Raw genomic sequence first — 13040 nt, 5'->3', positions numbered from 1 at the left:
CAAGTCCGCGGCTGACAATAATTCAATGCAACGAACGTGAACACGCCGCCTGGCGTCCGTGCGTAGGTACGGACGATGGCGGTGGGGGCACTGTGTCCGATAAATGGCACCCTGTGCCCGCACTCAGGCCAAGACGTTAAAATACGGAGTTAAATCCTCCTGGCCGGACAAACGAATGGGCATCAAGGCTTTCCCTGACCGCGTAATCGACCTGCCGGCTACCCGTGCCGAACAGGACGACCGAGACGCCCTGACGCGCACCGGCCTGGCTAGCGTTCGGGCTGGCCAGGTGGTGTCTCATGAACGCGTACGGGCCTGGGTCGAATCCCTCGGCCAAGCCGCTCCCCTGCCCACGCCTCGTCCTCGAACTGGAAAATACGACCCGAGCCGTTGATGCTGCGGATCGTATGGGCGGACGAGGCCGTCCAGGATCTTCAACGCCTGTACCTCTTCCAATCGGTTCATAATGGCGAAGCGGCTGCCGAGCGCGTCGCCTCCGGATTGCTCCATTTTGTGGAGCGCCTGCCGATCAATCCGCGCGTTTGGCGCCAACTCAAGCAATTCGAAGGCGAGGTGCGTCGCGGATTGTGGTCCCGTTATGAAATCCGCTACGACATCGACGAGCACGTTGGCGAGCTACGCGTGATTCGTCTTTTCGAGCACCGAGAGAACCGGCAACACTGACACTCCGTGACTGAACACTCCCCCTTCCCCATCCTGACCTGGACCGAATCCGGCGCCGAACATCAACTGCGGTGGCGCTCCGAGCGCGGCCTGGCGCCCCCCACCCGCGTGATCACGGCCGACGACACGCTGTCGGCCGACGCGGCGTTCCGGTTGGCCAGCGAGGGCACGGCGCTGCTCTGGCAAGGCGACTTCCAGAATGCGCGGCTGCTGCTGCAGGCCATCGCGCGGCGCATCGACAAGCGCGCCAAGCCGATCGAGGGCGAGCCGCGCGAGCGCTTCAACCGCGTGCGCATGGCGCAGGCGCAGCGGGCCCGCACGCTGGGCATGATCCTGGTGCCCGTGCAGGCCGACCACACCATCACGCTGCGGCGCGCGCCAGACGTGCGCGAGGCCTGCCAGGAGGTCTATGGCGACGTGGACGAGGCCTATGCCATCTCGCTGCGCGAGTTGCAAGGCCTGATCGGCGCGCACGAATGGCGCCACAAGGGTGTCGAGATCGGCCCGCTGGCCGGGCGCATCCATCCTCACTACGGGGTGTTCTCACCCGTGCGCGGCGAATACCTGGACCTGGTCGCGCGCGCGCCGCTGCCCACGCAGGACCTGGCATTCGACGTCGGCACCGGTACCGGCGTGCTGGCCGCGGTGCTGACCAAGCTGGGCGTGAAGCGCATCATCGCCACCGACCAGGACGAGCGCGCCCTGGCCTGCGCCAAGGACAACGTGGGCCGGCTGGGCCTGAAGCAACGCATCGTGGTCAAGCGCGCCGACCTGTTTCCCACGGGCACGGCGCCGCTGATCGTGTGCAATCCGCCCTGGCTGCCGGCCAAGCCCGGATCGCCGCTGGAACATGCCGTGTACGACCCCGACAGCCGCATGCTGCGCGGCTTCCTGCAGGGCCTGCGCGAGCACCTGGCGCCGGAAGGCGAAGGCTGGCTGATCATGTCGGACCTGGCGGAACGGTTGCAATTGCGCGCGCCGGGCGATCTGCAGGCGTGGATCGAGGCGGCCGGCCTGAAGGTGCTGGACCGCCTGGACGCCAAGCCGCGCCATGGCCGCGCGGCGGACACCAGCGACCCGCTGCATGCGGAAAGGGCCGCGGAAGTGACGTCGTTGTGGCGGTTGGCGGCGGCTTGACTCCCCGCCGCCCCGGCCGGTCCAACACCACCGACAGCGCTAGCGCAAGCCGGTCTTCAAGGTTTCCTTGTAGGCCAGCACCGCAATCAAGGTAAGCACCGCCGCGCCCACCACGATCCAGGATGGCGACAATGGATTGCCGGTCTGCGCGACGAAATACGTGGCGAGGAACGGCGCGGTGCCTCCAAGCAGCGTGACCGGGATATTCAGGCTGATGGAAAGGCCGGTGTAGCGCAGGCGCGTGGGCATGATCTCGGACATCGCGCACAGCGCCGTGGCCGAATGCGGAGCGAAAGCCAGGCTCATCAGGCACAGGCCGAACACCGTCTGCCCGAAGTTGTTGGGGTCCAGCAGATGGAACGCCGGATACGTGACCAGCGCAACGGCCAGCGCGCTGATCAGCATCAAGGGCTTGCGGCCGACGATGTCGCTGAGCAACGCGAAGAACGGCAGCAGCACGCAGTAGAACACCAGGCTGTACAGGTTCGCCCGCTGGGCCTCCGCCAGGCCGAATCCCAGTACACGCGCCAAATAGGTGGGCGAGTAGATGTAGTAGATGTAGATGCACGCGGACGGGGCGGATATCAGTCCCATGCCGATCAGGATGGCGCGCCACTCCTTCTTCAGCCCGGTCAGCAGCGGTGCCTTCTCGACCTCGGCGTGTTCCTGCACGGACGAGAAGTGCGGGGTCTCCTCCAGCTTCAGGCGCAGGTACAGGCCGACCAGGCCCAATGGCACGCCGGCCAGGAACGGCAGCCGCCATCCCCAGGAATGCAACTGCTCGGTAGTGAGCATGCCCGTGATCAACGAGGCCACCCCGCCCCCCACCAGCAGCGCAAGGCCGATCGTGAAAGTCTGCCATCCCGTGTAGAACCCGCGCCGGTTGGGCGGCGCATATTCGGAGATGAATGAGGTCGCTCCGCCGTACTCGCCGCCGACGGAAATCCCCTGAATCAGCCGCGCCACCGTCAGCAGGATGGGCGCGGCGATGCCGATGGCCGCATACGTAGGCATCAGCCCGATGGCGGTCGTGGCGGCGGCAATCAACAGGATCGCGACCGCCAGCGGGGTCTTGCGGCCGTAGCGATCTCCCAGGTGGCCGAACACCAGGCCGCCGATCGGCCGGGATGCATAGCTGATGGCAAACACGGCAAAGGTCAGCAGCAGGCTGGCCGCGGGATCGTCCGACGGAAAGAACAGCAGCGCGATGACCGGCGCGAAATACCCATAGATGACGAAATCGAAGTACTCGATGAAATTGCCGATGCACGCGGCGATCAGCGCGCGCTTGTGCTGCGCCGTTGCCGGCCGGTCCACGGGCAGCGGATTGGCGATGGTCTGCATGTCTTGTCTCCTGTTGGTCTGGTCCATGCAAGGATGGGGAATGGGGCGCGCAACGGCGCGCTAGGCCAGCGTGCTGCCCCCGTCGATCACGAGCGCCGCGCCATTCATGTGCCGCGAGGCGTCCGAGAGCAGGAAGGCCACGCTGGAGGCCACGTCGTCCGGAACGCCCTCGGGCGCCGCCACCGCGCGCGCGACGGCGCCCCCTGGATGCCTGTTTGCCGCCATCGCCTTGATGGCGTCGATCATGGCGGTCTGTGTCGGACCGGGCAGGACGGCGTTGATCCTCACCGGGGTGCCGACCTGTTCCAGCGCCGCCGTGCGCACCAGGCCAAGCACCGCGTGCTTGCTCGCGACATAGCCCGCGAGATTGGCCCGGCCGCGGATCGACGAGGTCGATCCCACCGCCACGAAACTGCCGCCGCCGGCCGCGCGCAGCGCCGGCACGGCATGCTTCAGGCACAGGAACGTGCCCAGCACGTTGACGGCCATGGTGTGCTGGAAGACCTCGGCCGAGCAGGCCTCGATGGGCTGCATTTCACCCGCCACGCCGGCGTTGCTGACGAACCCGTCCAGCCTGCCGAAGTGTTCCAGCCCCTGCCGCACCAGTGCCTGCACCTCTGCCTCGCGCGTCACGTCTGCGGCCACGGCGAGCACCTCCGTGGCGGCCTCACACGCGCGGATCGCCACATCCAGCGGCTGGCCGGCACGGTCGGTCAGGACCAGCCGCCATCCCTGCCGCGCGAGGGTCGTCGCGACGGCCACGCCGATGCCGCCCGCCGCCCCGGTAACAACTGCCACGTTGCCGGTCATGTCCGATGCGCCATATCAGGGAGTGAGGCGCTTGAGCAGGCGCCGGTCTTCGACGGCGAAACCGCCGCCGTAGACTTCGGAGACCATGAAGTGCGCGCTCAGCACCTCGGGCTCCAGGTCGGCAATGGGATCGTATTCGCTGGCGTGCAACCGCCAGTCGATGCGGCCGGCGACAGGCGCGGAATACTGCAGCGGCGTGCGGCGATAGACGATGTCGGCATAGGCGGTTCCCACCCGCTCGGGATCGGGAAGGCGGCGCACGTGGATCTCCCCGCCCGGCTGATCGGCGTCGTCGGTCAGCAGTACCAGCGGCGCGGCGCTGTCGGGCGTGAAGCGGTAGTCCACCAGCGGTACGTTCCGGCGGCGCACCCATCCGCTGACGCCGCCGTCCGGCGTTTCGTCGAAGGCATAGTGGGTGTCCTTCTTCGTGTACCCGAACAGTTCGCGTCCCGCGCAGATGCCCATCGGGTCGCTGCAGTACATGTAGATATGCGTCTGCGTGTATAGATCCTGGTAGCGGACCGGCACGGTGACCATCAGGTCGAACATCTGCCCGGCATGGATCGCCAGCGTATGCCCGGGCGACAGCATGAAGCGGAAGGCGACCCGGTCGTTGACCAATTCAAAGGGCGTGTCCGCCAGCAGCTTCTCGACCTTACGGGGATCAACACGCGTGACGACCTCCAGCGTACGCAGGGGGCACTCCCATTCGACGGGATAGGCGGGCGAGTATGGCGGATTGACGCCGCTGCCATCGTGCATCTTGTAGTTTCCAAACATCCGGGTCATACAGGGTCTCCTTGGGTCATCGATGCGGAATAAGGATTGAGAATGGCGGCGGGGCTGGCATCCGCGATGCGGGCAAGGCCGCACAGGGCCATGGTGGCCTCCAGTTCGCGGCGCAGGATGTCCAGGCAGCGGGTCACCCCTGCCTCGCCCTGCGCGCCCAGCCCGTATAGATAGGCGCGGCCGATGAATGCCGCTCGCGCCCCAAGCGCCAGGGCGCGCAGCACATCCTGGCCGCTGCGCACGCCGCCATCGAAATAGATCTCGGCGTGGTCGCCCACGGCGCGGACCACGGCGGGCAGCTCCCGTATGGAGGAGGACGCGCCGTCCAGTTGGCGGCCGCCATGGTTCGAAACGATCAGTGCGTCGGCGCCGGCGTCCACGGCGCGGCGCGCGTCGTCGGGATCGAGGATTCCCTTGACCACGAGCCTGCCGCCCCACTGCTTCTTGAGCCATCGCACGTCGTCCCATGACACCGTGCGGTCGAACTGGTGGCCAACCCATTCCGAGAAGCCTAGCGTGCCTGACACGCCCTGCGCATGGCCGACGATGTTGCCGAACGTACGGCGCGGCGTGCCCAGCATGCCCGCGCACCAGCGGGGCCGCGACAGCAGGCGGGATAGATTGCGCAGGTCGATGCGCGGGGGCACCGACAGTCCGTTGCGTATGTCCTTGTGCCTCTGACCCTGGATGGGCAGATCCATGGTCAGCACCAGAGCGGAACACCGGGCGGCGCGAGCACGCTCGATCAGGCGCTCGATGAAGTCCCTGTCCTTCATCACATAGAGTTGGAACCAGAAGGGCCCCACGTCGTGCTGCACGAGGTCCTCTATGGAGCAGATACTGACGGTGGACAGCACGTAGGGCACGCCGGCCCGTGCGGCTGCGCGGGCGGCCAGGATCTCGCCATCGGGGTGCAGCATGCCAGTCAGACCAGCTGGCGCCAGTCCCACCGGCATGGCGGCCGGCAGGCCCAGCAGCGTGGTGCCCACCTGGATATCGGCGACGTTGCGGCCCACCCGCTGACGGAATCGCAGTCCGGCCAGGTCTTCGCCGTTCGCCCGATAGGTCGATTCGCTCCAGGAGCCGCTGTCCACGTAGTCATAGAAGATGCCAGGCACGCGGCGGCGGGCCATGGCCTGGAGATCGCCGATGCAGGTGATGGGCGTCGCCATGGGTTCAAGCCGCCGCGACCAACGGCGTGCGTTGCTCGCCCAGGCCCTCGATGCCCAGGCGCATGGCCTGGCCGGCCCGCAGATAGACGGCAGGCTGATGCCCCATGCCGACGCCTGCCGGTGTGCCCGTTGCAATGATGTCGCCGGGGTGCAGGCTCATGAATCCGCTGACGTAGGCAATCAGTTGGGCGACGCCGAAGATCATGTCCGCGGTGGTGCCGTCTTGCCGGCGCACCCCGTCGACGTCCAGCTGCAGCGCCAGCTTCTGCGGGTCCGCCACCTCGTCGGACGTGACCAGCCAGGGACCCAGCGGCGCGAAGGTGTCGGCGGACTTACCCTTGTCCCACTGCCCGCCTCGTTCCATCTGCCAGGCGCGCTCCGAGACATCGTTGACGATGCAATAGCCGGCCACGTGCGACAACGCCTGGTCCGCAGCGACGTCGCGCGCTGTCTTGCCCATGACCACGCCCAGCTCGACTTCCCAATCGACCTTGTGCGCACCGCGCGGCACCACGACGGGATCGGTCGGGCCCACGATCGCACTGGCCGCCTTCAGGAAGATGATCGGCTCCTTCGGTTCGGGCAAGCCGGCCTCGCGGGCGTGATCGCGATAGTTCAGGCCGATGCAGACAATCTTGCCCACCCGGCCGACGCAGGGCCCCAGCCGGGCGCCGGCCGGCACGACGGGCAGGTCCTCGCGCGCCAGGCCGGCCAAGCGGGCCCTGCCGGCATCGGACAATACCTCGCCCGCGATGTCGGGAACCACGCTCGACAGGTCGCGGACCTGGCCGTCCATGTCCAGCATTCCTGGCCGCTCCATGCCTGGCTCTCCCCAACGTACCAACTTCATGCCGCAGTCTCCTTCCTAGGGTTGCGGCACGGCGCCGCCTGTTCGGTCATGACTTAAATGTACATTGTGTGCGAAGTACATTTTATTAGGGAAAGTCCGTACTACGCACATCCAGCGCCAGGGGACCGGCACGGCGCGCGCGCCATGCCGGCTGCGACACGCTGCGCGGCCGCGCTACCATTCCTTCCGAGAGGGTGCCCGCCGAGGCACCCGTGGCCGAAGAACGCATGCTGGAACTGACCCACGAATCCCCCGACATGGCGCGCTATTCCATTCAGGAGCGGGCCTACTTGTTGCTCAAGGGCATGATCGATGCCGGCCGCCTGACGCCGGGCGAACGCCTGCTTGAAGCTCAGGTTGCCAAGGCGTTCGGCATCAGCCGTTCGCCCGCGCGACATGCGCTAAAGCAGCTGTGCATGGAAAACCTGATACGGGAATCGGCGGGCCGTGGCTATGAGGTTGTCGGCCTGCCGCGCGAGCCGCGGCAGCTCGGCAAGCCGGGGCCCGCCATGCGGCGCGCGGTCTTGGAGACGGTCAAGATCCAGTCGGTGCCCCAGTGGGAACGCATGTATGGGCAATTGGAGCGAGAGCTCTGTACACGGATGATCTTCTCGTCCGTGCGCATCGTCGAGGAACGGCTGGCGGAGCATTTCGGCGTCAGCCGCACGGTGGTGCGCGATGTGCTGGCCCGCATGCACAGCGTGGGGCTTGTCGCCAAGGACGCGCTGGGCGGCTGGATCGCGCCCCAGGTCACGCCCGACAAGACGCATCACCTGTACGAACTGCGCTGGCTGCTGGAGCCCCAGGCGCTGCTGCAGGCCGCGCCGCACGTGCCCGCCGAGTATCTGGAGCACGCGCGCCGCACGGTGTTGGAGGCGCTGGACGGCTTTCCGCGGGAGAATTTCGATACCGACGTGGTGGAGAACGACCTGCATGTCCGGCTGCTGTCGCACTGCCCGAATGAGGAAATACTGCATGCGCTGGCGCGCACCCGCGTGCTGTTCGTCCCCACGCGATACCTGTTCGATCCGGTGCTGCACATTCCGCTGGTGCTGATCGAGGACGCACTGCGCGAACATGCGCGGATCTATGAGTTGCTGCTTGCGGGGCAGGCCACGAAAGCCGCGCAGGCCCTGCACGATCACCTGAAGCAGGCGGACGACCGATGGCTGCAGCGCTTTCATGGCGCCCAGAGCATGCGGCAGGACGCCATGCCGTCCTACCTGGCCAAGGCGTGATGGCGCCGGCGCCTCGTGGCCGCACGCCTGGGCGACGCGGCACAGGCGTCAGAAACTCCCCGCCAACCCCAGCACCGCCCCCGCCGCCAGCGTCCACAGCGGATGCACGCGCGTCAGCACCGACGCGGCCGCGGTGCCCGCCGCGATCACGGCCAGCAGCCAGTTGTGGACCGAGCTCTCGATGATCAGCCACGCGCTGGCGGCCACCATGCCGGCGGTCACGGGGACCAGGCCGGCCTGCAGGCGCATGCGCCACGGCTTGTGGCGAAAGCGTTCCCACAGGCCCATCACGATGATGGTGACCAGCGAGGACGGGCCGAACTTGGCGAGCGAGGTGACCAGCATTCCCGCCCAGCCGGCCACGTGCCAGCCCACCAGCGGCACGATCATCAGATTGGGGCCGGGCGCGGCCTGGCTCAGCGCGAACAGGGCGCTGAAGTCCGCGGCGGACATCCAGCCGTGGATCTCCACCACCTGGCGCTGCATCTCGGGCAGGATGGTGTTGCCGCCGCCGAAGGCCAGCAGCGACAACTGGGTGAAGATGACCACCATGGCGATCAGGGTGGCGCTCATTTGGGCCTCCGCGCCAGCAGTACGCTGATCGGCGTCAGCACCAGCATGGTCGGCAGGAGCGGCGTGCGCAGCACGGCGATGGCCAGGCAGGCGGCGGCCACCAGCAACAGGCCCACCACGTTGCGGCGCAGCGGCATCACGATCTTGATGGCCATGGCCACCAGCAGGCCCGCCGCCGCGGCCGCCAGGCCGGCGAAGACGTGCTGCACGTGCGGATCGGCGCTGTAGCGGTCGTACACCACCCCCAGCATGATGACCACCGCGGTGGGCACGGCGATCAGGCCCATCATCGCGGCGAAGGCGCCCGTGGGGCCGCGGAACTTCATGCCGATGGCCACCGACATGTTGATGATGTTGCCGCCCGGCAGAAATTGGCACAGGCCCAGCAGCTCGGTGAATTCCAGGCCGGTCAGCCAGCGGCGCCGCTCGACCATCATGCGGCGCGCCAGCGGCAGCGCGCCGCCGAAGGACGTCATGCCCAGCGTGAGGAAGCCCATGAACAGTTCGAGGCGGGTGGGCGGCGGCGCGGTGTCGGCGTCGGACGGCTGGACGGGCTGGGTCGGATCCATGGACGAAATGGCCGGGCGGCCCCGGCGGCAAGGCGGGTTGGACGAAACCGGGGAGCCTACTCCCGGTACGATGCGCTGTCCATGTGTAAAGAACCGTGCCCCTCGCCTCGGCCCGCGCTTGCCGCACCGGTGCACGCGCGCCTGTGCTCGCGCGGCGGCGGAGAACTGCAATGGAAACCTCTGGCGCAGGCGATCCGGCCGCCCAGGCGCGCCCGCGCAACACCGCTGCGTGCCGCCCGCCGCGAACGCGCGGCCGTCCCGCCACGCTCACGTAGAATGGCAGCGCCGCGACCACGCGGCCCCCGCATCATGAACACCGCCGCCCTCTCCGCCTCCCGCCAGAACGCCCTGTTGCCCATCACCATGCTGGTGATCGCCATGATCTCCATCCAGGGCGGGGCGGCGCTGGCCAAGACCCTGTTTCCCGCCGTGGGGGCCATCGGCACCTCGGCGCTGCGGCTGTCGTTCTCCGCCGTGATGCTGACGCTGGCGATGCGTCCGTGGCGCCTGAAGCTGGACCGTGCCGGCTGGCGCGCCGCCGTGCCCTACGGGCTGTCGCTGGCCGGCATGAACCTGCTGTTCTACCTGGCGGTGGAGCGCATCCCGCTGGGCATCGCGGTGGCAATCGAGTTCACCGGACCGCTGGTGCTGGCGGTGCTGTCGTCGCACCGCGCCGTCGATTTCCTGTGGGTGGCGCTGGCCGCCTGCGGCCTGTGGGTGCTGCTGCCGCACGATGCGGGCGGCAGCGCGCTGGACCCGTGGGGCGTGTTCTACGCCGCGGCGGCCGGCGTGTGCTGGGCGGCCTACATCGTGTACGGCCGGCGGGCCAGCCTGAAGGGCGGCGTGCCCATGGTGGCGCTGGCCTCGATCGTGGCGGCCGCCGCGGTGCTGCCCATCGGCCTGGCGCAGGGGGGCACGGCGATGTTCTCGCTGGAGATTCTGCCCTATGCGCTGGGCGTGGCGTTCCTCTCCAGCGCCCTGCCCTATGCGCTGGAGGTATGGGTGCTGGCGCGCCTGCCGGCGCGCGTGTTCGGCACGCTGCTCAGCCTGGAATCGGCCTGCGCGGCGCTGTCGGGCCTGGTGTTCCTGGGCGAGACGCTGACGCTGGCGCAATGGCTGGGCGTGGCGGCCATCGCTGCGGCCTCGGCGGGCGTGACGGCCACGCGCGGGCGGGATTGAGGCGGCAGCGGCATCGCGGCTCGGCGCCGGCGGGCGCTTGCCGCCAGCGGCCAACGCAAGGACTGCGCGCTACTGCCGCTCACGTCAAGCGATCCCGCGCGGATCAACTCAGCTGCTTGTAGACCTCGTCGGCCACGCGCTGCAGCGTGGCCCGGTCGACCTCGCCCGACAGGGCATAGCCGAAGCTGCCCTCGACCCAGTAGAACACCCGCACCGCGCCGTCCTGCGTGAAGCGGAACGCGGTCTGGTCGCCGGCCGCTTCGCGCGTCACGTACAGCGTCAGGCGCTGGCCGTCGGTGGCCGTGTACATGAACTGCGCCACGGGACCCTGGCCGCCGGGCAGCAGCCTCCCCCCTACCAGCTCGTAGCCCAGCCCGCCCAGCGCGGGCGCCTTCACGGAGGCGCCCAGTCGCTTGGTCAGCCAGGTCACCAGGGCCTGCTGCTGGTCGGCGCCGACCTCGACGGGACGGCGCACGTCTGCCGCGTACACGGCATGCGCCACGGCCGCACGGCGCGCGAACGACGTGCCATCCGCGCCCTGCGCGACGGCCGGCACGGCCCCGGCCTGCCGCGCGTCCACCGCGCCGCGAACGAACCACGCCGCGCAGGCGCTGACCACGGCCACCGCCAGTCCGGCCGCCAGCACACCCCAGCGGCCCGCGAAGGCGGACGGGCGGCGCGGCGGCGCCAGCGGCAGGCGCAACGGCAAGGGTTCGTCCAGCACGGGATCCAGGAACTCGCGCAGGGCCTCGTTCTGGCGGCGCCAGCCGTCGACACGCGCGCGCGCCTCGGGCTGCTGCGCCAGCAAGGCGGCGACCCCGGCGCGGCGCGCCTCGGGCAGTTGGCCGTCGGCATAGGCATGCAGATCGGCCTCGGTGATGGGCGTCCCGGTGGCCGGGACGGCGCGCAGGGTTTCATCGCTCATGTCATTTGACGCTTTGCAGCCGGCCTGACGGCCGGGCTTCCTCGTCCGGCAGTGCCATCAGCACGGCCAGGCGTTCGCGGGCCCGCGACAGGCGCGACATGACGGTGCCGATGGGCACGTCCAGCACCTGCGCGGCTTCGCGGTAAGTGAATTCCTCGACGGCCACCAACAGCAGCACCTCGCGCAGGTCGGCCGGCAGCCGCTGCAGGCAGCGGCCCAGGTCGCGCAGCGCCAGGCCGTCGGCCTGCGCCGCGCGCACCGGGATCTCGGGCACCTCGGCTTCGGCGCCGTACTCGGCCTGGCGCCGCTGGGCACGCAGGCTGTCGATGAAATGGTTGTGCATGATGCCGAACATCCATGCGCGCAGCTCGCCACGCCGCTGCCAGCGCGAGAACCGGGCCCAGGCACGCTCCAGCGTGTCCTGGACCAGGTCGTCGGCCTGCTGGCGGTCGGCGGTCAGGCCGCGCGCGTAGCGTCGCAGGCTGGGGATGCAGGCCACGATCTGGGCCTCGTCCTCGGCGCGCATGGCGGTCCGGCTGCCGGCGATCAGGGCTTGATGACGTGCCAGACGCCGTTGACGCCATCGCCGGTCTTGTCGCCGGCCTTGGTGTCCTTGACGAACAGGTACACCGGCTTGCCCTTGTGGGCCCACTGCTTGGCGCCGTCGTCGCGCGTGACGATGCTCCAGTCGCCTTCCGCCTTGGCGCCCGACGAGACCATGACGGGCGGCCAGTTGGTGGCGCACTGGCCGTTGCAGACGCTCTTGCCGCTGTTGGCCTGGTCCTTGTCGAAGGTGTAGAGGGTCATGCCCTTGCTGTCGACCAGGACACCGTCCTTGGTCATGGCGGGCGACTGGGCCTGGGCGCCGGCGGCGTACAGGGCGGAGGCGGCGACGAAGGCCGCGGCGGCGATACGGATGGACATGGTCTGGCTCCTTTGGGGACGGGGCGGGCCGGAATCGGCAGGCACCTCTCCCACAGACGACGGCGGCCCGCGATTTATTCCATCCACTGTATTCCAACCGCCGCCCGCCGGAACGCGCCGCCGTCAGCGATGCCCGGCGCGCGCCTGGTGCAGCATGTGCACGGTGATCTTGCGCACCTCGGCCTTGCTGATCTCGATGTGCGATTTCAGCATGATCCGGGCCGGCTCGGCGTTGCGCGCCAGGATGGCGCGCAGCACCGCGCAATGCTCGTCGTAGGTCGCGTCCACCCGGAACTCCTTGGTGAAGTCCAGGCGCCGAACGATGCGGATCTTCTCGGTGACGTCGCGATGGATCTGGGCCATCTCGGGGTTGCCGGCCGCGGCCACCAGCGCGCAATGGAACGCCTCGTCCAACTGGGCGACCAGCCGGCCGTCGCGGATGCGCTGCGCGGGCGGAACCAGCCAGACGTCCTGCAGCGCGCCCAGGATGCCGGAAGGATCCATCTCCGTGCGGCCGCACAGCCGGTCCACGGCCGCCAGCTCCAGCACGATGCGCACGTCGTACAGGCCCTCGAAGCGCTCGAAGTCGAAGGGACGCACCTGCCAGCCGCTGCGCTGCCGCGAGACCAGGAAGCCCTCGCGCTCCAGGCGCGCCAGCCCCAGCCGCACCGGCGTGCGGCTGACGCCCAGCCGGGCCACGATGTCGCCCTCGCTGAACAGGTCGCCGGGCAGCATGCGGAATTCGAACAGGTCTTCCTTCACCTGTTCGTACACCGCATCGGACAGCGATCCCGAACCCGCGGGCAACTGGCGCAGCCCCGGACCGATCTGCACGGAAGACGGCAT

15 protein-coding genes are annotated in these 13040 nt (G+C 68.9%); 4 read left to right on the top strand and 11 right to left on the bottom strand.

Annotated elements, in window-relative coordinates; all coding sequences use genetic code 11:
• Window positions 1-393 precede the first annotated feature (393 nt).
• Window positions 394-684 carry a type II toxin-antitoxin system RelE/ParE family toxin gene (locus tag FS845_RS04850; protein WP_144630961.1) on the top strand — a complete coding sequence of 97 codons (291 nt, stop codon included), beginning with the start codon at window positions 394-396 and terminating at the stop codon, window positions 682-684.
• A gap of 6 nt (window positions 685-690) precedes the next feature.
• The gene (locus FS845_RS04845) at window positions 691-1821 is read left to right on the top strand and encodes a 50S ribosomal protein L11 methyltransferase (RefSeq protein WP_222129958.1); all 1131 of its coding nucleotides are present in this window, start codon (window positions 691-693) and stop codon (window positions 1819-1821) included.
• A 39-nt stretch (window positions 1822-1860) separates the two neighbouring features.
• Here FS845_RS04845 and FS845_RS04840 read toward each other — a convergent pair whose 3' ends face one another.
• The 5 genes from FS845_RS04840 to FS845_RS04820 are packed head-to-tail and all read right to left on the bottom strand — an operon-like array spanning window position 1861 to window position 6786.
• Window positions 1861-3165, bottom strand: coding sequence for an MFS transporter (locus tag FS845_RS04840; protein WP_144630960.1), 1305 nt, complete (start codon window positions 3163-3165; stop codon window positions 1861-1863).
• A 60-nt stretch (window positions 3166-3225) separates the two neighbouring features.
• A complete protein-coding gene (locus tag FS845_RS04835; RefSeq protein WP_144630959.1) occupies window positions 3226-3975 on the bottom strand; it encodes an SDR family NAD(P)-dependent oxidoreductase in 750 nt (249 codons plus the stop codon).
• 15 nt (window positions 3976-3990) lie between these two features.
• A complete protein-coding gene (locus FS845_RS04830; protein WP_260986152.1) occupies window positions 3991-4764 on the bottom strand; it encodes an acetoacetate decarboxylase family protein in 774 nt (257 codons plus the stop codon).
• The gene (locus FS845_RS04825; protein WP_144630958.1) at window positions 4761-5936 is read right to left on the bottom strand and encodes an alpha-hydroxy acid oxidase; all 1176 of its coding nucleotides are present in this window, start codon (window positions 5934-5936) and stop codon (window positions 4761-4763) included. Before FS845_RS04825 ends, FS845_RS04830 begins: the two co-directional genes overlap by 4 nt.
• Before the next feature lie 4 nt (window positions 5937-5940).
• On the bottom strand, window positions 5941-6786 hold the full coding sequence (locus tag FS845_RS04820) for a fumarylacetoacetate hydrolase family protein (RefSeq protein ID WP_144630957.1): 846 nt from the start codon (window positions 6784-6786) through the stop codon (window positions 5941-5943).
• A gap of 212 nt (window positions 6787-6998) precedes the next feature.
• Here FS845_RS04820 and FS845_RS04815 point away from each other — a divergent pair, with 212 nt between their 5' ends.
• Window positions 6999-8024, top strand: coding sequence for a GntR family transcriptional regulator (locus tag FS845_RS04815; protein WP_260986151.1), 1026 nt, complete (start codon window positions 6999-7001; stop codon window positions 8022-8024).
• A gap of 48 nt (window positions 8025-8072) precedes the next feature.
• Here the strand turns inward: FS845_RS04815 and FS845_RS04810 are convergent, their stop codons facing one another.
• Both FS845_RS04810 and FS845_RS04805 read right to left on the bottom strand, forming a co-directional pair.
• Entirely contained in the window at window positions 8073-8597 is a 525-nt protein-coding gene (locus FS845_RS04810) for a chromate transporter (RefSeq protein WP_144630956.1), read from the bottom strand.
• Complete coding sequence (locus FS845_RS04805) at window positions 8594-9166, bottom strand: chromate transporter (protein WP_144630955.1); 573 nt, start codon at window positions 9164-9166, stop codon at window positions 8594-8596. The genes FS845_RS04810 and FS845_RS04805 overlap by 4 nt, the downstream gene beginning before the upstream one ends.
• Window positions 9167-9544: 378 nt before the next feature.
• Here FS845_RS04805 and FS845_RS04800 point away from each other — a divergent pair, with 378 nt between their 5' ends.
• Window positions 9545-10345, top strand: coding sequence for an EamA family transporter (locus tag FS845_RS04800; RefSeq protein WP_144631314.1), 801 nt, complete (start codon window positions 9545-9547; stop codon window positions 10343-10345).
• Window positions 10346-10448: 103 nt separating this feature from the next.
• Here the strand turns inward: FS845_RS04800 and FS845_RS04795 are convergent, their stop codons facing one another.
• From FS845_RS04795 to FS845_RS04780, 4 genes are all read right to left on the bottom strand, one after another.
• Window positions 10449-11270, bottom strand: a complete 822-nt coding sequence (locus FS845_RS04795; RefSeq protein WP_144630954.1) for an anti-sigma factor family protein — start codon at window positions 11268-11270, stop codon at window positions 10449-10451.
• 1 nt (window position 11271) lies between these two features.
• The gene (locus FS845_RS04790; RefSeq protein WP_144630953.1) at window positions 11272-11796 is read right to left on the bottom strand and encodes an RNA polymerase sigma factor; all 525 of its coding nucleotides are present in this window, start codon (window positions 11794-11796) and stop codon (window positions 11272-11274) included.
• 20 nt (window positions 11797-11816) lie between these two features.
• Window positions 11817-12194 (bottom strand): hypothetical protein, encoded by a 378-nt coding sequence (locus FS845_RS04785; RefSeq protein ID WP_144630952.1) that lies wholly within the window; start codon window positions 12192-12194, stop codon window positions 11817-11819.
• 123 nt (window positions 12195-12317) lie between these two features.
• The gene (locus tag FS845_RS04780) at window positions 12318-13040 is read right to left on the bottom strand and encodes a GntR family transcriptional regulator (RefSeq protein ID WP_144630951.1); all 723 of its coding nucleotides are present in this window, start codon (window positions 13038-13040) and stop codon (window positions 12318-12320) included.

This window comes from Bordetella genomosp. 13 (assembly GCF_007679965.1).
Classification (GTDB): Bacteria; Pseudomonadota; Gammaproteobacteria; order Burkholderiales; family Burkholderiaceae_B; genus Bordetella.
Note: the sequence above shows the minus strand (reverse complement) of the source record. Positions and strands in the feature narration are given on the sequence as shown.

Coding starts and splice junctions, on each gene's coding strand:
- FS845_RS04790 (WP_144630953.1), bottom strand. CDS start 11,796: ATGCGCGCCGAGGACGAGGCCCAGATCGTGGCCTGCATCCCCAGCCTG.
- FS845_RS04820 (WP_144630957.1), bottom strand. CDS start 6,786: ATGAAGTTGGTACGTTGGGGAGAGCCAGGCATGGAGCGGCCAGGAATG.
- FS845_RS04785 (WP_144630952.1), bottom strand. CDS start 12,194: ATGTCCATCCGTATCGCCGCCGCGGCCTTCGTCGCCGCCTCCGCCCTG.
- FS845_RS04835 (WP_144630959.1), bottom strand. CDS start 3,975: ATGACCGGCAACGTGGCAGTTGTTACCGGGGCGGCGGGCGGCATCGGC.
- FS845_RS04795 (WP_144630954.1), bottom strand. CDS start 11,270: ATGAGCGATGAAACCCTGCGCGCCGTCCCGGCCACCGGGACGCCCATC.
- FS845_RS04805 (WP_144630955.1), bottom strand. CDS start 9,166: ATGGATCCGACCCAGCCCGTCCAGCCGTCCGACGCCGACACCGCGCCG.
- FS845_RS04825 (WP_144630958.1), bottom strand. CDS start 5,936: ATGGCGACGCCCATCACCTGCATCGGCGATCTCCAGGCCATGGCCCGC.
- FS845_RS04800 (WP_144631314.1), top strand. CDS start 9,545: ATGATCTCCATCCAGGGCGGGGCGGCGCTGGCCAAGACCCTGTTTCCC.
- FS845_RS04840 (WP_144630960.1), bottom strand. CDS start 3,165: ATGCAGACCATCGCCAATCCGCTGCCCGTGGACCGGCCGGCAACGGCG.
- FS845_RS04850 (WP_144630961.1), top strand. CDS start 394: ATGCTGCGGATCGTATGGGCGGACGAGGCCGTCCAGGATCTTCAACGC.
- FS845_RS04780 (WP_144630951.1), bottom strand. CDS start 13,040: ATGCCGTCTTCCGTGCAGATCGGTCCGGGGCTGCGCCAGTTGCCCGCG.
- FS845_RS04810 (WP_144630956.1), bottom strand. CDS start 8,597: ATGAGCGCCACCCTGATCGCCATGGTGGTCATCTTCACCCAGTTGTCG.
- FS845_RS04830 (WP_260986152.1), bottom strand. CDS start 4,764: ATGACCCGGATGTTTGGAAACTACAAGATGCACGATGGCAGCGGCGTC.